Genomic DNA, 18910 nt, shown 5'->3' on the forward strand with positions numbered 1-18910 from the left:
TCCTCGGGAAACCGCGTCCTGCGATTCACTGAGCCCGTCATCGCTCGACACCAGCAGCGGAGGACGGTCTCTTCACCTCGACGGCTTCACGGTGCTTGGTGGTCCTCACTGCGGCTGGTCGTCGAATCCAGCGCTCGCCGCCTCAGATCGCGCGTTTCTTGCGCTCTGCACGACGCTTCGGTTTCGCCCCTCAACGCTGTCGTGACTTCTTGACCAGTACCGTCGTGTCACTGGCACAGAGAGCCGTCTTGCACCTTGGGGCGGAACTGCATCGCATGGGATTGCATCCGGACGCATTGCAGCTACGTAGCCTGTTTTACGTGCTCTTCTGGTGGAGGTTTCCATGCGACATCGTTCGACGCTGTTGTTACTCACACTCGCGGTCTACGGCAGTGCTAGCGCAACCGATTCACACGCGGCCCTGCCTCGCGCAGACACCGTTGATGTGCCGCGCTTCATGGGCGATTGGTATGTGATCGCGCATATTCCTACCAGGCCGGAACGCAAGGCCTACGATGCCGTAGAGAGCTACGCGCTGCGGCCGGACGGACGCATCCAGACCACCTTCACGTTTCGCAAGGGCAGCTTTCAGGCGCCCCTCAAGTCCATGCATCCAGTCGGCCAGGTGGCAAAAGAGGGCAATGGCGCACTGTGGAGCATGCAATTCTTCTGGCCGTTCAAGGCTGAGTACGTGATCGCCTGGCGAGATGCAGACTATGCGCAGACCATCGTGGCACGCAGCAAGCGCGATTACGTCTGGTATATGGCGCGTACCCCGCAGGTTTCAGAGGCCGACTATCAACAGGCCGTTCAACGTATTGCCGCAATGGGTTACGACGTCTCGCAGCTGCGACGCGTGCCGCAGTCAGCACGCTGATGCGGAAGCGTTTTCCATCGCACCGGCGTTACCAACGCCATCCGTATCTCTTCTTTCGTTCTTCATGGACTGGCTTATCGTCAAGGATGTCGTACTTTCGGTAGCCTCGTCCGTAAATCCCCCAGTGGACGAAGAAAGGGAACCAATATACCCATCAGGCAACTCTATTCGGTCAGCGTGTCCATCCATAAGGAAGTCGGCATCTGACCTTATTCTTTCCCGGCCAATGTACGTAGCGCGTTTTCAGTTGTCTTGTGCTTCCACCACAACCGCAGTGCCATAACAAAGCACTTCAGTCAGCCCTGCCATTAACTCGGTCGCGTCATACCGAACAGCGATGATGCCGTTCGCGCCCAACTGCCGTGCATGCTGCACCATGTCGCGATACGTTTCCGATCGCGCCTGCTCGCACAGTTCGGTGTAGATGGTGATGTTGCCGCCGAACAGTGTCTGCAGACTGCCGAAGAAATTGCCCACGATGGAGCGCGACCTCACGGTGATACCGCGCACCAAGCCCAGATTGCGGATGATTCGATGTCCAGGGAGCTCCAACGCCGTGGTCACCATGGTGTCATTGAGGGAGGAAATTGCTGAGTGGACCGGCGAAGAATCGTATGGATTTGTCACGAACGCCTCTCTCGACAGGATGAAAACGCGCTTGCCTTCTATGCCGGAGGCATGCAGGCGTGGGGAAGCTGCAACCGCTGCGTTCTACTGCTCCGAAAATCCCCAGCCATCGTTATAGCCGCCCAACGGCGTGGCCTGTGACGCCAGCTCCTCTTCGAACGCAACGATGGCCTTGTACGTCGGCACCATGGTCGGGTACACGGTGACGTCCATGGGGAAGGCGGTGTTTTCCGGGTAATGACGACAGCACACCTTTTGCTCGCAGCGGAGCATGGCTACCGAGAACTCCAGTGCCGATTCCTTGGTGGGGAAGACGACCGAAAAATCGATCTCCCTGGGTTTGGTCAGGTCCACTCCCTGCTGGGCGATGTGCCACAGGGTGTCGCCGTTGTCGTCTTTGGGATATAGAACGGTATCTCTCTGCATGGCGCTCTCTTGAAGGTGGTGGCTAGGGCAACCCATGACGTCGGCATCTGCGCCGCGCATCGGCAAACGGGGTGCGAGACGTACCAGCAGGCCCCATGACGAGACGCCAGGATGCGCTTTGCAGCTGATGGATCACCGACACGCTGGGGCAGGGCCGACGGTGGCGAGGCTGGCGCCCACCCTGCACCGCGCGGGCGTCAACGACACTGCTAATGCTCCGGGGGAATGGCTCCCTCCCGGCTACCGGTTGGATCGGCGACGCGCCGCAGGAAATCGTCCAGCATCAATGTGCGGCACTGGGCCAGCGGCATACGGTCGCGCTGGGCGAACATGCGCGAGGCATGCTCAAACAGGTCGGCCAGCAGTTCGCCAAAATCCTCTGCCCCGCCGCCCAGACTGCTGTCGATGCTGACGTGCAGTTGCTCGTGCGCGGCCCATAGCCGCAGGATCTCGAACGCATCCGGGTCGGCCAGTGCATCAGGCGGGATGATCAACTCTGCTTTGTGCATGGCGTGCCTTCTCCCAGGCGTTGAACCGTGCGTCGAGACGCTGCCGGCAGCAACGGCGCTGCCGGGTGGCGTTTGCGCTCGTTGCGCCTCACTGTACCCAGATCAGGTTCATCAACTGCGGATCGGCGGTCACCTTGACCAGCTTGCCGCTGGGGCCGAACTGCACCTGGTACTCGGAGAAGCTGTCGCGCCAGTAGCGCCACAGCGAGGCTTCCAGGTTGGGGTTCTCGCTGCTGATCGGGTAGCCGACCGCCATCAGCACCTGCTCGCGGGTCATGCCGCCGGTGAGCTTGCCGTCCACGATGGCCTGGCGGATCTTGGGCGGGAAGGTGGCGAGCTTGAGCTTGGGGTCGGCGGTGACGACATAGCGGGCGGCGAAGGCGGTGTTGTCCAGGTCGCGGCTGTAGTCGTTGCCGATGGACTGCTTTTCGCCGGCGATCTTGAGGTTGACGCGGTTGCGGCCAAAGCCGGTGACGCTGACCGGGGTGCCCACCGGGAGCACGCGCTTGCCGTCTTCGGCGTAGTTGCTGTCGCTGATCCAGCTACCGTCGGTGCGCAGGTTGCAGCACAAAAAGCCGTCGTACTTGGCGACTTCGGCGGCGCTGGCCAGGTTGGCGGCGGTGAGCAGGCCCAGGGCCAGCAGGGACGAATACAGACGCATCGTAAGACTCCTTTCTCGACGGCCGTAGCCGCGCGGCAATGATGGAATGAGGTGCGCCGCCGTTTCCCCGAGGGCGCGCGGGCATTGTCGCAGCCTGCAGCCGCTTGGCAAGCGCGGGTGACGCGCGTCGCCGCAGGTTGTGTATGCTCGGGGCGTGGACACCCTCTTACCCGCCGAGATCGTCGAGCAGATCGCCGAGTTGCGACGCGCCCACCGCGCGTTGGACGAGGAGATCCAGCGCATGCCTGCAAATCTGGAAGACGAGCTGCAGATGAAGCGGTTGAAGAAGCGCAAGCTGCAGATCAAGGACTGCATCATCCGGCTGGAAATGGAGCTGGTGCCCGACGAGCCGGCATAAGGCCGCCTTGCGCTTGGGTCTGGTTGTTTGCGTGCGTGCGCTTGGCGGGGTGACCGCCTGACCCCGTGCGGGACGCCCGACTGAACTGCGGTATACAGGCGTGCGTCGTCGGCAGGGTAACGGCATGGACCCATGGGGCGCTGCCTTGCGGCTGTGGCGGGCTGATTGGCGATTCGCGACGTGCGTCTGCTTGGGCGACGCCGCGTTTCCCCCATCCGCCCTTCGGGCACCTTCCCCCGCAAGCGGGAGAAGGGAGGACCATTGGACTAGCGTGTGCGGGTGCGCAGCCGGCGTGCATCAGGATCTTGCCGCCGCGCCTTGGTTTGCGCCTGGCGATGCGCGACGTGCATCTGTTTGGGCGACGCCGCGTTCCCCCATCCGCCCTTCGGGCACCTTCCCCGCAGGCGGGAGAAGGGAGGACTATTGGACTAGCGTGTGCGGGTGTGCAGCCGGCGCGCATCAGGATCTTGCCGCCGCGCCTTGGTTTGCGCCTGGCGATGCGCGACGTGCATCTGTTTGGGCGACGCCGCGTTCCCCCATCCGCCCTTCGGGCACCTTCCCCCGCAGGCGGGAGAAGGGAGGACTATTGGACTAGCGTGTGCGGTTGCGCAGCCGGCGCGCAACCGGATCTTGCCGCCGCGCCTTGGTTGGCGCCTGGCGATGCACGACGTGCGTCTGTCTGGGCGACGCCGCTTTCCCCCATCCGCCCTTCGGGCACCTTCCCCCGCAAGCGGGAGAAGGGAGAACTATTGGACTACCGTGTGCGGCTGCTCAGCCGGCGCGCAACAGGATCTTGCCGCCGCGTCCCGGCTCGGCGCTGGCGGCGGCTGCCTTGGCCGCATCGGCCAGGTCGAACACGGCCTCCACCGGCAGTGCCAGCGTACCGTCGACAGCGGCCTTGAGCAGTTCGCCGATCATGCGGCGCTTGTCCTCGGGTTTGGTGGCCTGCATGACCTTGCTGCCCCAGAAGCCGCGGACCGTGGCCTGCTTGAAGATGACATCGCCGCTGGAAATCTGCAGCGGTTCGCCGGTCATCGAGCCGAAGGAAATCAGCTCGCCGCCTTCGGCCAGCAGGCCCATCAGCTCGCCTGCCGCCTTGCCGGCGACCGAGTCGATGGCGCGCACGATGGGCGCGTCGCCGGCCAGCGCGCGAACGGTGTCTCGCCAACCGTCCTGCGCAGTCGACACCGCGTTCCCGATGCCCAGCGCCTTCAGTTCATCCACGCCGGCATCGCGACGCACCAGATTGATCACGTTGATGCCGCGCGCCGCAGCGAGCATGGCGACCGTCTTGCCGACCGCGCCGTTGGCGGTGTTCTGCACGATCCAGTCGCCTTTTTCGACCTGCAAAAACTCGATCAACATCAACGCGCTCAGCGGCATGGCGATCAGCTGGCAGCCGCGATCGTCGTCTAGTGCGTCGGGCAGCGGGACAACGCCGCTTGCATCGGCCAGAAAGAACTCCGCCCAGCTTTCGTGCACGCCGGCCGCAACCACGCGCTGGCCAACCTGCAGGCCTTCAACGCCTTCGCCGAGTGCGTCGATCACGCCGGCCGCTTCGCTGCCGCCGATCGCCGGGAGTTCGGGCTTGTAGCCGTAGTTGCCGCGCACCGTCCACAGGTCGTGGTTGTGGATTGGCGAGCGCCGCATCGCAATGCGGACCTGGCCCTTGCCTGGCTGCGGCGTGGGGCGTTCTGCGAGTTCAAGCACCTCGGCCGGGTCGCCGAACTGGGTGTGGATGGCTGCGCGCATGAAAGTCTCCTGCCGGGCACGCCCATCAGTGCAACGCGCCCGATCACTATGAAAGGTAGCGCGATGCTAGCGGCACGGCTGCAAGAGAGGGATGAAGCGGGCAGAACCGTTGTGTGAAGTTGGTGAGACTTGTGCAGCGCGCCAGCGGTGGATCTGGTTGAGGGCGGAGCTGGGTCATTTGCTTGCTGACCGGCCCTCATCCGCCCTTCAGGCACCTTCTCCCGAAGAGAGAAGGGAGCGTCGTCGGCGTCGGGCAGCGCCGCTTTGCTCCGCCGCTGCCCTGCTGCCGCCCCGCTGCAACGCCCCGTTACTCAGCCGGTGGCAGCACCACATCCGGCTTGACCGCTTCGGGGCTGACCCGCTCGATGGTGTGGCGCAGCTCGCGGCCCAGGATGAACTTGGCATCCTTGGCCCAGGCATCCAGGCGCTCGTCGAACACCAACTTGCTGTTCTCGTCCGGCCACACCAGACGCAACTCGCGCAGTTTCTGGATGAAGCTGCGGAACAGCGTCTTGTCGAAGAATTCCGGCGCGGCCGGTGCGTACAACAGGCTCAGGCGTTGCGCGGCCTGTTGGCACAGGCTTTCCAGTTCGCCGGCACCGAGCACGCCGGGGCCGTTCTTCACCAGCACCGAGATGGCGATGTAATAGCGCTCGAAGGCCTGTTGCAGCGAATGACCGATCGCACGCAGACGGAACACTTCGTCGGTCTGCCCGGTGTTGCGCGCCAGGATGCCGCCGTCGTCGTCGGTGACGTTGAGCAGCAGGCCTTCGCGCACGAACATGTCGATGGTCTGTTCGATGCGTTCGGCAAAGCGGTCTTCGCTCCACGGCAGGAACAACTCGGCCTGCAGGAACGGGTACACCGTACGCCCCAGCCGCAACAGACCGGCACGGCTCATGCGGCGGTTGTTCTGGAAGCAGCACGCCACCCACGAGGAGGCGGTAAACAGGTGCAGCACGTTGTTGCGGAAGTAGCTCAGCAACACCGCGGTGTCGCCGCTGACGCTCAGCACATCGCCCAGCGGATGCGACACGCGCGTAAGCACGTTGATCTCTTCGGCGTGGGTGATGATGCGCGCCGGGGTGTGCGGGGTGACGGTAACGCGGTCCGAGTACGGCATTTCGGCCAGCAGCTTCTTGCACAACTCGATCTGCGCGATCAGGTCGGCTTCGCCCATCGCGTGCTTGGGCGTGGACAGCAGCGCCAGCGCCAGCAGGTTGATCGGGTTGACGTCGGCGGCGCAGTTGATGCGGGTCTGGATCTGGGTGGACAGCGTGTCCACCGCCGGTGCCAGCCAGGTGGGTTTTTCGTCTTCCGGCAGCGGCTGGCCGTCCCAATCGGGCGCGTGCTTGGCCAGCACGTCGTTGAGCGCGATCGGCTCGCCGAAGTTCACCACCACCTGGCCGTAGTTCTGCTTGAGCACCTTGGGGATGGACCACAGCAGGCCCCAGATGGATTCCTTTTCCTTGGGCCGGCCGGTGAGTTCGTCCAGGTAACTGTTGCCTTCCATCAGCTTCTCGTAGCCGATGTACACCGGCTGGAACAGCACCGGCTTGCGCGGCTGGCGCAGGTAGGCGCGCAGCGTCATCGCGATCATGCCGCCCTTGGGCTGCAGCAACCGCCCGGTGCGCGAACGCCCGCCTTCGACAAAGTATTCGATCGAGTACCCGCCAGCCACCAGCTGCGCGACGTATTCGCTGAGCACTGCCGAATACAGCGCATTGCCCTTGATCGAGCGGCGGATGAAGAACGCACCGCCCTTGCGCAGCAGCGTGCCGACCACCGGCAGGTTGAGGTTGATGCCGGCCACGATGTGCGGCGGCACGATGCCGCGTTCGTACAGCAGGTAGCTCAGCAGCAGGTAGTCCATGTGGCTGCGGTGGCTGGGCACGTAGACCACTTCATGCCCGGGCGCGGCCTGCTTGAGCTTGTCCAGGTGGTGCACCAGCACGCCGGCGTAGATGCGGTTCCATACGTGGGTGAGCAGGAAGCTGGCCGAACGCACCACCGGGCTGGAATAGTCGGCGGCGATTTCCCAGGCATAGGCATGCGCCTTGCGCCAGGCATCGACCGGCTTGGAGTTGTCGCGCTTGGCCTGGGTGGCGATGGCCTCGCGCACCGAATCGGCGGCCAGCACCTGGTCCACCAGCAGGCGGCGGGTGGACAGGTCCGGCCCGATCACCGCCTCGCGGATGCGCCGGAAGTGCGTGCGCAATACGCGCTGCAGCTTGCGCAAGGTGCGCTCGGGCGGCAGCCCTTCGGCCATGGTCTGGCGCAGCGAGATCGGCGGGGCAAACCGCACGATGGTGGTACGGCCGTTGAGCAGCACCGACAGCAGGCGGCGGAAGCGGCCGACCAGCGCCCAGTTTTCCGAGAACAGCACCGCGAACCAGCCGCTCTGCTTGTCCGGCGCGCGGCCGACGAAGATCGACACCGGCACCAGATGCACGTCCAGGTCGGCGCGCACGCGGTGGGCCTGCAGCAACTTGGCCAGCGAATCGGAATGGGTCTTGCCGCCGCGCTGCTCGGGAATCAGCGAATTGCTGCTGCTGCGGCGCGACAGGGCCAGATACGCGCGCTTGCGCTCCAGCGGGTCGCCCGGCAACGGCACCAGCGGCGACGGCAGGCCCACTTCGCGGCAGGCCTTGTCCAGGATCAGCGCGTTGGACAGGCCGTAGTCTTCCAGCACGTACACCACCGGGCGGCCATCGTCGTAGCGGCCGGGTTGATCCGGCTCGATGGTCAGGCTCAGCCAGGGGTCGGCCAGCCGGCCGAGCAAGCGCGCCCACCACGGGCGCTTGGCGCTACGGGCAGTGGCAACGCCGGGCGCGATCGCCGGCGCGACCTCCGCAGGCAGCGGCGCGGCAACCGGTAACGCCGCCTGGGCAGCGGGGTCGGCGGCAGCGTTGGAGGGAGCGGGCTGGCCGTCAGGAAACGGCAGGGGATTCTGTTCTGGCATCACGGGCATTATCGCCCAGCCGGGCGTTGCCCGGTGTCGGCGGGCGTGGCGGGCGGGACCGCCGGAGTATCGGACGCCGGCGCGGCGCCCGGCAAGGCCGGTGCCGGCGCGGCACTGAGCACGGCCTGCACCTCGTCCTGGGTCTGCTGCTGGTACCAATGGCCATCGCGCTTGATCAGCGCAACGCTCAGATCGATGTCGTGGGCGGCCAGCGGATAGCGCAGCCGGACCTGGGCGGTGTCGGCGTCCTGCTTGATCAAGCCGGTACGCAGTGCGTCCAGGCTGCTGTCGATCGACAGGCCGTAACGCTCCAGCACCTTCTTGCAGGTTTCCCAAAACGGCCCGAGCCGGCGCAGGCTTTCTTCCATGCCCAGCTGCTGCAGGTCGGCGTCGGAGGTAATGCCGGTGGCACGCGCGGCGGTCACCAGATCGGCGATGCTGGCCTTGGCACGCGGGCGGTCGGCCAGCGGCGCGGTGGCGGCCCAGGCGCTGAGCGCATCGACCAGCTGCACATAGTGGGCACGCTGCTCGGGCTGGTAGTCGTTGCGACTGCGCAGGTACTGCACGCCGAACTGGCCCAGCGATTGCGCGGCCTGGGCAATGCCCCGCGACTGCCCGGCCAGCTGCGCATCGAAGGCCTGCTGCAGGCGGCGCTCGGCGTCCGGGGCCGACAGCGACCCCAGCAAGGCGCCCACCTCGTTGGGCAGCGGCAACTCGGTCAACGGCCACCGGCTGGCACCGCTGCGCCAGGCCGCTTCCAGTTGCGTGTACTGCGCGGGGGTAACCCGGATGCGCGCATAGGCAACCAGGTCGTTACGCCGCAGCGGCAGGGTCATCGACTGCATCGCGGCGGCCGGCTCGGCCTTGGCGCCGGGCAACGGCGCGGCGGTGTCGGTGCGCTGGCAGCCTCCCACGCACAGTGCCGCCAGCAGCCCCCACGCAATGAACTGGAACCGGCCGGCGCGGACGGTAGATGGCGACATGCGCACGCTGTTCCCCTGATCGATCGGCGCATCTTGCTGTCTGAATGCACCGGCGGCAAGGCGCGCTTCACACCGTGCGCCACGGTATGGGCCAAAGATGTTACGTTTTCGTCGCTACCCAGGCGTTGTCAGTCGGTGTCTACCGTTGACGCGCGTTGTCTCGCCGGACAAATTTGTCCACTCACCAGGTCGCAGCCCTTGTCCCAGCGATGTTTGGCCCGATGCTGCATCGCATCATGTAAGCGCTTGCAGATCCTGCTAGCGTGCGCGCCATCTCGCTTCGAGGTCGCCATCGGATGGGGCCGATGACCTTCATGTGCCTGTGCGACACGAACGTTCTGCGCCCGCAGGCCGTGCGCCCTGCCCGGGCGCGTGGTCGCCACTGCCTTGTTTTGGAGAAAGCGCCATGAGTCGGCCACGTTCGGAAGGCGGCAGCGTCACCATCAAGGATGTCGCGCGCCAGGCGCAGGTGTCGGTGGCCACGGTGTCGCGCACCATGAACGGCCATCAGCACGTGGCCGAGTCGGTGCGCGAGCGCGTGCTGCAGGTGGCGCGTGCGCTCAATTACATCCCGCACCACGCTGCGCGCAGCCTCAGCAGCCGGCGCACCCACACCATCGGGGTGGTGCTGCCGGACCTGCACGGCGAGTTCTTTTCCGAATTGATCCGCGGCATCGACCAGGTGGCGCGCGACCAGGGGTATCACCTGCTGGTGTCCAGCTCGCACGGCGACCCGCAGGCGCAGCGACGGGCGCTGGAGCGCCTGCCCGGGCGCGTGGACGGAGTGGTGGTGATGTCGCCCTCGCTGGGCGACACCGGCGTGCACGAGGACGCGCTGCCCGGCGGGCTGCCGGCGGTGCTGCTCAACTGCGCCGGCAGCGCCAGCCAGCGGCCGGTGCTCAATGTGGACAACTACGGCGGTGCGCGGGTGATGACGCGGCATCTGCGTGACAGCGGCCACCGCCGCATCGCCTTCATCGCCGGGCCGGCCGACAACTTCGATGCGCACGAGCGTCTGCGCGGCTACCGCGACGAGCTGGCGCTGGATGCGGACGCGCAGCCGTGGGTGTTGCCGGGCAACTTCGATGAGGAGTCCGGGTACCGCGCCGGCCAGGCGCTGGCGCAGGACGCGCGCCCCGACGCGGTGTTCGCCGCCAACGACATGATGGCGCTGGGCTGCCTGTTCGCGCTGGGCCATGCCGGGCTGAAGGTGCCGCAGGACATCGCGCTGGCCGGGTTCGACGATGTGCCGATGGCACGCTACGTGTTGCCGGCGCTGACCACCATGCGGGTGGACATCGCCGGTCTGGGTGCGCGTGCCTTGCGCCTGCTGCTGGGCCAGCAGTTGGTGGATGCGCCCGCGCCGCCTGCCGACGCTGCACCTCCGGCGTTTTCGGAAATGGTGCCGGAGCTGATCGTGCGCGCGTCCAGCGCCGCGCGCGGCTCGCCCGGCGGCTGATCCGGCACTCCATCGCATCTTCACGAAATCTTTGCGCTTTCTTATGCTTTTTATAACGCCTGTCCGTTGCCTGCCGCTGTTCTGCCGTCGTTGAAACAACGCACCATCCGCGCCACGCCGACCATCTCCGCCGGTACGCGCCTGACCCCTGGGAGGGGGACGTCATGAAGACCTACCGTACCGTTTCCACCCTGCCGGCGCGCAGCCTGCTGTGCTGCGCCCTGGCCGCTTCGTTGCTGGCCGCCGCTCCGGCCATGGCCCAGTCCAGCAATGCCACGTTGCGCGGGCAGGTGGCCGCGTCGCAGGCCGGCACCACCGTGACCGCCACCAATGTCACCAGCGGCGCGGTGCGACGGGTGACCACGGGTGCGGACGGCAGCTATGCGTTGGTCGGCCTGCCGCCGGGCACCTACAAGGTCGATGCCGGTCCCGGCACCGAGCAGACGGTGACCCTGTCGGTGGCCTCGTCGGTCAGCCTGAACCTGGGTAGCGGCGGTGAGGCGGCCGCACCGGCCGCCGATGGCACGGCCACCACCCTGGACACGGTCAAGGTCACCGCCACCACGTTGCAGGAGGTCAAGACCTCCGAAGTCGGCACCACCATCTCGCTCAAGCAGATCAACACGGTGCCGCAGCTGACGCGCAACTTCCTGGAGTTTGCCGACACCGTCCCGGGCATGCAGTTCGAGACCGACTCCAACGGCAACAGCCGGGTGCGCGGCGGCGCGCAGGCCAGTTCGGCGGTCAATGTGTACATCGACGGCGTGGGCCAGAAGAGCTATCTGTTCGGTGGCGTCTCCGGCCAGCAGCAGAGCGCGGGCAACCCGTTCCCGCAGCTGGCGATCGGCGAATACAAGGTCATCACCTCCAACTACAAGGCCGAGTTCGACCAGGTGGGGTCGGCGGCGATCGTGGCGTCCACCAAGTCCGGTGGCAACGAATTCCATGGCGAGATCTTCGGGCGCACCACCAATACGGATTTCCGCGCGCGCCAGGCCGACGAACGCGCCGGCGCGCCCAATGCCGATGGCAACAAGCGCCAGACGCACCAGGACGAATACGGTGCGGCGTTCAGCGGGCCGATCGTCAAGGACAAGGCGCACTTCTTCGTCAGCTACGAAGGCAAGGGCTTTGAGGTGTCGGCCAACCCGGTCGCGGTGCCGGACCGTTTCAGCGCACTGAGCGACGATCTGCCGGCCGGCGTGCAGAGCCGCCTGGGCTCGGTCACCCGTCCGTTCAAGGAAGACCTGTACTTCGGCAAGATCGATTGGGACATCGGCGACAACGACCGCCTGGAGCTTACCGCCAAGGTCCGCGACGAAGAAAGCCGCGACAGCGTTGGCGACCAGAACACCGCCATCGCCGCCAAGATCAACCTCAATTCCGAAGAGCGCTACGACCTGCGTTGGCAGCACTTCGGCGAGCGCTACATCAACGAGGCACGGCTGTCGTACGAAGACGTGCTGTTCAACCCTACCGCCTACACCATCGGCAGCCAGACCGTGTACACGCGCGGCATCGCCGAAGACGACGTGCTGCTCAACGACGACGCCACCAGTGGCCTGGCGATCCAGCGCAAGGGACAGAAGGGCCCCAGCTTCCAGAACGACCTGACCTTCAACAACATCGAGTGGCATGGCAACCACGTCATCAAGATGGGCGTGAAGTACAAGGAAGTGGAGCTGACCCAGAGCGAGAACTCTGCGGCCAATCCGTCGTTCTACTACGCGGTGAACGATGGCGCGGGGACCGCGCCCATTCCGTACCAGGTCCGCTTCAATCTGCCGTTTGCCGGCGCCGCGCCGTCGGTGACCACCACCAGCAAGCAGCTGGGCCTGTACATCCAGGACGATTGGGACGTCAACGACAAGCTGCAGTTGAATCTGGGCGTGCGCTGGGATGGCGAAAAGATTCCGTCTTACCTGGACAACGTGACCCCGCCGGAAGTGATCGCCGCCTTGAACGGCCCCGGCACCGACCCGGCGGTCAGCGCCACCTATGCCGAGCAGCTGGCCAAGGGCGGCGTCGATATCAACGACTACATCAGCAACGGCCGCAATCGCAAACAGGACAACAACAACTTCGCACCGCGTCTGGGGTTCTCCTATGACTTCCGCGGCGACGAATCGCTGGTGCTGTTCGGCGGTGCCGGGCGCAGCTACGACCGCAACCTGTTCGACATCATGGGCCTGGAACAGGTCAAGTCGGCGCTGTCGCAGTACACCATCCGCTTTGTCGAATCCTCCGGCTGCACGCCGGCGCCGGGCACCTGCACCAACTTCAATCCGGCCTTTGTCAGCAATCCGGACAGCCTGGGCGGCCTGGTCAATGCGCGCGTGCGCAATGGCGAGATCGACCTGCTCAACAACGATCTGAAGACGCCGTATTCGGACCAGTATTCCATCGGCCTGCGCACGCGCGTGGGCGAGTGGAGCAACTCGGGCACGGTGTCGTATATCCACAGCAAGGACGGTTTGATCCTGACCCTGGGCAACCGCTATCCCAATGGCGATTTCTTCCAGAATGGCGGACAGCCGTGGACCCAGTCACCGGCGGGGTTCGGCAACCTGATCATCGGCAACAATGGTGTGGAGACCAAGACCACGCAGTTGCTGTTGTCCACCGACAAGGCCTACACCAAGGAAAGCGGCTGGGGCCTGACCGCGGCGTACACGTTCTCGCGCGCACGCGGCAATCGCGGCAACGACGAGCAGTACGGATTCGATGCGGCCACCATCGCCAGCTATCCGTTCCTGGACCTGAACTCGGTGCCGCGCCATCGCCTGGTGGTCACCGGCATCTACGACCTGTTCTGGGGCATCAGCGCCTCGGCCAAGCTGACCCTGGCCACGGTGCCGCCGCGTAACGAAGCGGTCTCCTTCGATCAGTACGGTGGCCCGCCGTCGGACAATATCCGCATCGTCTCGGTGGATGCGCCGGGCGGCAAGTTCCTGGCCGGTGGCGACATCTTCGGCACGCGGCAGCTGGATCTGTCGCTGTCCAAGGACATGCATGTCACCGATGCGCTCACCGTGCAGGTGCGCGGCGATCTGATCAATGCGCTGAACTTCCGCAACTACGATCAGTACGCCATCGACTGGGGCAACGGCGGGGTGTTCAGCCCGCGCGCCAGCATCAACCAGTACGGCGCGCTGTCCACGCCGCCGCGCACGCTGTTCCTGAGCGCGCGCATCATCTGGTAATTCGATAAGAAAACGCCAGCTCGGCCTGCGGCGCCAGCAACCGGCGATCGCCCGTGCTGGCAGCGCACATGGACGCACGCCGGCGCATCGCCAGCGTGTGCATTGCCTGTTGAACGCCGATGCGCTGCATCGGCCACGCGCCGCCAGTGTTCACCCGTCTCGACCCGTGCCTGAAGGAGCAGCCGCCCGTCACCGCAGACCTTTGTCGTTCTTGCAGCCATTGCGGCTGTTGTTGCCTGCCGTTCCGTGTTTCACCCCAAAAGCACCAACCCAACGCGCCAGTCACTCCACTGCGTCGCGCTTTACCCCTGGGAGGGGGAAAGTCATGAAGACCCACCGTACCGTCTCCACCCTGCCGGCGCGCAGCCTGTTGTGCTGCGCCCTGGCCGCTTCGTTGTTCGCCACCACCCCGGCCATGGCCCAGTCCAGCAACGCTACCTTGCGCGGCCAGGTCGCCTCCGCGCAGAGCGGCAGCGAAGTGGTCGTCACCAATGTCGCCACCGGCTCGGTGCGACGCGCACCGGTCAATGCGAACGGCAACTACACCATCGTCGGGCTGCAGCCGGGCACCTACAAGGTCGAATCCAACGGCATCAGCCGCACGGTGACCTTGTCGGTGGCCTCCAGTGCCACGGTGGATCTTGGCAACGACGCGCCTGCCGCGCCGGCAGGCGCTGCGACCACGCTGGACACGGTCACGGTCAGCGCGCCGATGATTCGCGATGTCAAGACGTCTGAGGTGGGTAACACCATTTCCGCGCGGCAGATCCAGCAGTTGCCGCAGGCCACGCGCAACTTCCTGGAGTTTGCCGACACCGTGCCGGGCATGGTGTTTCAGGTCGACGGCAACGGCAACACCAAGCTGCGCGGCGGTGCATCCAACGCCAGCGCCGGCAATCTGTACATCGATGGCGTCGGCCAGAAGAGCTACGTGCGCAGCGGCGGCGTTGCCGGCCAGAGCGATACGCAGGGCAACCCGTTCCCGCAGCTCGCCATCGGCGAGTACAAGGTGATCACCTCCAACTACAAGGCCGAATACGGCCAGATCAGTGGTGCGGCGATCACTGCGGCCACCAAGTCCGGCACCAACGAGTTGCACGGCGAGGTGTTCTACCGCTACACCGATCAGGACCTGCGCGACAAGCGGCCCGACGAAGAAGAAAACGGCAAGATCGATTCGCAGACCAAGGAATACGGGTTTGCGTTGGGCGGACCTATCATCCAGGACCGCATGCATTTCTTCGTCGCCTACGAAGGCAAGGAGAACGTGGCGCCCAAGAGCGTGCAGCCGAGCGCCGAGGCAGCCGCCTTCGTCAACCAGCTGCCGTCCAACCTGGCCAGCCAGTACGGCCCGGCCAACATGCCGTTCGAAGAAGACCTGTTCTTCGGCAAGATCGATTTCGAGCCCACCGACCGCGATCGCATCGAGCTGAGCACGATTTATCGCGATGAAACCCAGACCGCGAACGTGGGCGGCACCAACACGCTGGCGCAGGCCACCGACAAGATCAACAAGGACAAGCGCACCAACCTGCGTTGGCAGCACAGCGCCGACAACTGGTTCAACGAGGTCATCGTCGGCACCGAGAACTCGGAGAACAACCCCACCCCGCGCACGCTTGGCAACGGCATCGTCTACAAGTATTTCCAGCCACGCGCCGGCTCGGCCGATATCGATGAGCGCACCTTCCTGACCACCGGCTCGGCGGGCGGTCTCAATGCGCAGCGCAAGAGTCAGAAGGGCTGGTTCATCCAGAACGATCTGACCTTCACCAGCTTCCAGTGGCATGGCGAACACACCATCAAGATGGGCGTGAACTACAAGGACGTCGAGCTGACCTCGCAGGATGCGGCGGCGGTGAATCCGCAATTCAGCTATCGGGTCAACGGTGGCAGCGTGGAGGCTACGCCATATCGCGTCGACTTCGTGGCGCCCTACACCACGCCCGGCCAGCGCGCGACGGTGGTGTCGCCGTCCAAGCAGTACGGCATCTACCTGCAGGACGATTGGGCCGCCACCGACAAGCTGATGATCAACATCGGCGTGCGCTACGACTACGAAGACACACCGGCCTACACCGACTTCGTCACCTCGCAGCCCTTCGTGGACGCGTTGTACGCAAACGATGCGGAAAACCCGGGCCAGCCGTGGGCCAACCGCCTGCTGCCCAGCGGCATCAACGTGGCCGATTACATCAGCACCGGCAACAACCGCAAGAACTTCAAGGACGCCTGGGCGCCGCGCTTCGGCTTCTCGTATGACTTCTTCGGCGACGAAGCCGCCATCCTGCACGGTGGTGCGGCGCGCTCGTACGACCGCAACCTGTTCGAGCAGTTGGCACTGGAAACCAGTAAGGCGGCGTTGTCGCCGGTGGCGGTGTATTTCGAAAATCCCGCGACCCAACAGTGCTATCGCGCCGACCGCACCTGCGTTGCGTTCGACCCGCGCTATCTCAACGGCATCGATCAGCTCAATACCATTCCCGGTGTCAGCGGCAGCGCCGAGCTGTTCATGTTCAACAACAAGCTCAAGACGCCCTACAGCGACCAGTACAGCATCGGTATCACCAACCAGGTGGGCGAGTGGCTGACCGATGTCACCTTCCAGCGCATCCTCAGCTACGACGGCTTTGCGATGGGCTTGATCAACCGTTATCCAGATGGTTCGTACTTCCAGAACGGTAATGTGCCGTGGGGCGAACCGGTGCCGGGCTACCAGAACACCATCCTGGGCACCAATGGTCTGGAACAGCGCAACAGCCAGGTCCTGCTGTCGGCCGACAAGCCCTACACCAAAGAATCCGGTTGGGGCCTGACCTTGTCCTACACCCACACCAGCGCGCGCCAGAACCGCAACATCGATGAGCCATACGGCTTCGACAAGGCGACCATCCGTGGCTATCCATTTGTGAAGTCCGACGCGGTGGCCGCGCATCGCTTCGTGGCCTCTGGCTCGATCGATATCCCGTGGGGGGTGACATTGGGCGCCAAGTTGGTGCTGGCAACGCCCGAGCCGATCAACACGATTGCCTGCTTCGGCTTTACCGATCCCGATGGGGCGACCTGCCAGCAAGTGGGTGTCACGCCGCCGGGCAGCGGCAAGTTCCTGGTGGGCGGCGATATCTGGGGCTACCGCACGGTGGACTTCCAGGCCACCAAGGAGTTCACCGTGGTTGGCGACTTCAAGATGTCGGCACGCGTGAACCTGCTCAACGCGTTCAACTTCAAGAACTACAGTGCGTACGCCTACAACGGCTTCGGCAGCAATGGGCAGTTTGATCCGGACATCGCGATCAATACCAGCGGCGAAATCAACTATGTGCCGCGTAGCGTGGTGTTGGAACTCGGCGCCAAGTTCTGAGTGATCGTCATCGCCACACGCGTGCGGCTGCGCGTGTGGTCCTTCGCGACGGGGCCAACTGGCCCCGTTCGTGTGTCCGTCCCTAATGATCAGGAACGTGCAGACATGATTCCCGCTCCACTCCGCAACATCGTCATCGTCGGCGGCGGCACCGCCGGCTGGATGGCCGCTGCCGCCTTCGCGCGCGTGCTTGGCCCCACCTTCAACGTGCAGCTGATCGAATCCGAGCAGCTCGGCACCGTCGGTGTGGGCGAAGCCACCGTGCCGCATATCAAGGCCTTCAATAACCTGCTCGGTATCGACGAGGCCGAGTTCGTGCGGCAGACCCAGGGCAGTTTCAAACTCGGTATCGAGTTCGTCGATTGGCAACGCCCCGGCACTTCATACATCCATGGCTTCGGCACCCAGATCGGCCACCCGCTCGGGCTGCTGCCGTTCCACCAGTACTGGGTCAAGCAGCACGCGCGCGGCAAGGCGCAGCCGCTGGGCGCCTATACGCTCAACACCGTGGCCGCGGTGCGCGGCAAGTTCATGACCTCGGCCGGCGATGTGCCTGCCAATTCGCCGCTGGCCAATATCGCCTACGCGTATCACTTCGATGCCGCGCTATACGCGCGCTTCCTGCGCGGGTTTGCCGAGGCACGCGGCGTCACGCGTATCGAAGGCATGGTGGAGCAGGTGCAGCTGCATCCGGAATCGGGCAACGTGGTGGCGCTGCACCTGGCGTCGGGCCAGGTAATCGCCGGCGACCTGTTTATCGATTGCTCGGGCTTTCGCGGGCTGTTGATCGAAGACGCGCTGCACACCGGCTACCACGACTTCACCCACTGGCTGCCCTGCGATCGCGCGCTCGCGGTGCCCTGCGAAAAGGTCGGCCCACCTACACCGTACACGCGCTGCACCGCGCGCGCGGCCGGTTGGCAATGGCGCATTCCGCTGCAGCACCGCACCGGCAACGGCTATGTGTATTGCAGCGCACACATCAGCGACGACGAAGCCGCCGCCACCTTGCTGGCCAATCTGGATGGCAAGCCGCTGGCCGACCCACGCCCGCTGCGCTTTACCACCGGCCGGCGCAAGCAGTGCTGGAACCGCAACGTCGTCGCGCTGGGCCTGGCCAGCGGTTTTCTGGAGCCGCTGGAATCGACCAGCATCCATCTCATCCAGTCCGGCATTTCCAAGTTGCTGGAGCTGTTTCCGCGCGAGGGCATCAGCCCGGTGCTGGTGCAGCGCTACAGCGACCGGCTGGCATTCGAGTTCGACCGCATCCGCGATTTCCTGTTGCTGCACTACCACGCCACCGAGCGCGACGACAGCGCGTTCTGGCGGCATTGCCGCCAGATGCCGATCACCCCGGAGCTTCAGGCCACGCTGGACCTGTTCCTCGACAGCGGGCGGTTCTATCGCAATGCCGAGGAGATGTTTGCCGAGATCAGCTGGGTGCAGGTAATGGTCGGCCAAGGCATCGTGCCGACCGGCTATCACCCACTGGTGGACCAGGTCCCCGACCGCGACGCCGAAGGCTTCCTGGCCAGTGTGGCGCAGACCATCGCGCACTGCGTGGACGTGATGCCCACCCACCAGCAATTCATCGACCGCTTCTGCAAGGCGCCCGCGACACGCTGAGCGGAGCCCAGGCGATGGTGGCGAGGCAGGCACTCCTGCGGCGGGCAGGCGGGAGACCACCAGGCAGAGGCGGCGCTGCGCCTGCCGGGCAATCCAGCGGGCAAAA

General features: G+C 65.1%; 13 protein-coding genes. 6 read left to right on the top strand and 7 right to left on the bottom strand.

Features of this window, described 5'->3' with window-relative positions:
* Positions 1 to 343 precede the first annotated feature (343 nt).
* Positions 344 to 877 (top strand): lipocalin family protein, encoded by a 534-nt coding sequence (locus ACCQ12_RS19925; protein WP_372382551.1) that lies wholly within the window; start codon positions 344 to 346, stop codon positions 875 to 877.
* 243 nt (positions 878 to 1120) lie between these two features.
* On the opposite strand, the gene ACCQ12_RS19930 is transcribed toward ACCQ12_RS19925, so the two are convergent.
* The 4 genes from ACCQ12_RS19930 to ACCQ12_RS19945 form a co-directional block, all read right to left on the bottom strand.
* Positions 1121 to 1504 carry a YbjQ family protein gene (locus ACCQ12_RS19930; RefSeq protein WP_372382552.1) on the bottom strand — a complete coding sequence of 128 codons (384 nt, stop codon included), beginning with the start codon at positions 1502 to 1504 and terminating at the stop codon, positions 1121 to 1123.
* Between the two features lie 84 nt (positions 1505 to 1588).
* Positions 1589 to 1930, bottom strand: a complete 342-nt coding sequence (locus tag ACCQ12_RS19935) for a ribonuclease E inhibitor RraB (RefSeq protein WP_166750848.1) — start codon at positions 1928 to 1930, stop codon at positions 1589 to 1591.
* 209 nt (positions 1931 to 2139) lie between these two features.
* A complete protein-coding gene (locus tag ACCQ12_RS19940) occupies positions 2140 to 2439 on the bottom strand; it encodes a DUF5076 domain-containing protein (RefSeq protein ID WP_081422367.1) in 300 nt (99 codons plus the stop codon).
* An 88-nt stretch (positions 2440 to 2527) separates the two neighbouring features.
* Positions 2528 to 3100, bottom strand: a complete 573-nt coding sequence (locus tag ACCQ12_RS19945; RefSeq protein WP_104581700.1) for a hypothetical protein — start codon at positions 3098 to 3100, stop codon at positions 2528 to 2530.
* Between the two features lie 154 nt (positions 3101 to 3254).
* Here ACCQ12_RS19945 and ACCQ12_RS19950 point away from each other — a divergent pair, with 154 nt between their 5' ends.
* Entirely contained in the window at positions 3255 to 3458 is a 204-nt protein-coding gene (locus ACCQ12_RS19950; protein WP_039408929.1) for a YdcH family protein, read from the top strand.
* A 771-nt stretch (positions 3459 to 4229) separates the two neighbouring features.
* Here the strand turns inward: ACCQ12_RS19950 and ACCQ12_RS19955 are convergent.
* The 3 genes from ACCQ12_RS19955 to ACCQ12_RS19965 all read right to left on the bottom strand — a co-directional run bounded on the left by ACCQ12_RS19955 (position 4230) and on the right by ACCQ12_RS19965 (position 9155).
* Entirely contained in the window at positions 4230 to 5210 is a 981-nt protein-coding gene (locus tag ACCQ12_RS19955; RefSeq protein WP_372382553.1) for a zinc-binding dehydrogenase, read from the bottom strand.
* 307 nt (positions 5211 to 5517) lie between these two features.
* Complete coding sequence (gene plsB / locus ACCQ12_RS19960; RefSeq protein WP_372382554.1) at positions 5518 to 8181, bottom strand: glycerol-3-phosphate 1-O-acyltransferase PlsB; 2664 nt, start codon at positions 8179 to 8181, stop codon at positions 5518 to 5520.
* Positions 8181 to 9155 (bottom strand): hypothetical protein, encoded by a 975-nt coding sequence (locus tag ACCQ12_RS19965; protein ID WP_184372370.1) that lies wholly within the window; start codon positions 9153 to 9155, stop codon positions 8181 to 8183. The genes plsB and ACCQ12_RS19965 overlap by 1 nt, the downstream gene beginning before the upstream one ends.
* Positions 9156 to 9561: 406 nt before the next feature.
* Between ACCQ12_RS19965 and ACCQ12_RS19970 the strand changes: the two genes are divergently transcribed.
* The 4 genes from ACCQ12_RS19970 to ACCQ12_RS19985 all read left to right on the top strand — a co-directional run bounded on the left by ACCQ12_RS19970 (position 9562) and on the right by ACCQ12_RS19985 (position 18804).
* Positions 9562 to 10614 carry a LacI family DNA-binding transcriptional regulator gene (locus tag ACCQ12_RS19970; RefSeq protein WP_047694035.1) on the top strand — a complete coding sequence of 351 codons (1053 nt, stop codon included), beginning with the start codon at positions 9562 to 9564 and terminating at the stop codon, positions 10612 to 10614.
* Positions 10615 to 10778: 164 nt separating this feature from the next.
* Positions 10779 to 13817, top strand: a complete 3039-nt coding sequence (locus tag ACCQ12_RS19975) for a TonB-dependent receptor (RefSeq protein WP_184376282.1) — start codon at positions 10779 to 10781, stop codon at positions 13815 to 13817.
* 325 nt (positions 13818 to 14142) lie between these two features.
* Complete coding sequence (locus tag ACCQ12_RS19980) at positions 14143 to 17178, top strand: TonB-dependent receptor (RefSeq protein WP_372382555.1); 3036 nt, start codon at positions 14143 to 14145, stop codon at positions 17176 to 17178.
* Between the two features lie 105 nt (positions 17179 to 17283).
* The gene (locus tag ACCQ12_RS19985) at positions 17284 to 18804 is read left to right on the top strand and encodes a tryptophan halogenase family protein (protein ID WP_372382556.1); all 1521 of its coding nucleotides are present in this window, start codon (positions 17284 to 17286) and stop codon (positions 18802 to 18804) included.
* The last annotated feature ends 106 nt before the right edge of the window (positions 18805 to 18910 follow it).

It is taken from the genome of Xanthomonas sp. NCPPB 1068, assembly GCF_041479385.2.
GTDB classification, from domain to species: Bacteria; Pseudomonadota; Gammaproteobacteria; order Xanthomonadales; family Xanthomonadaceae; genus Xanthomonas; species Xanthomonas cannabis.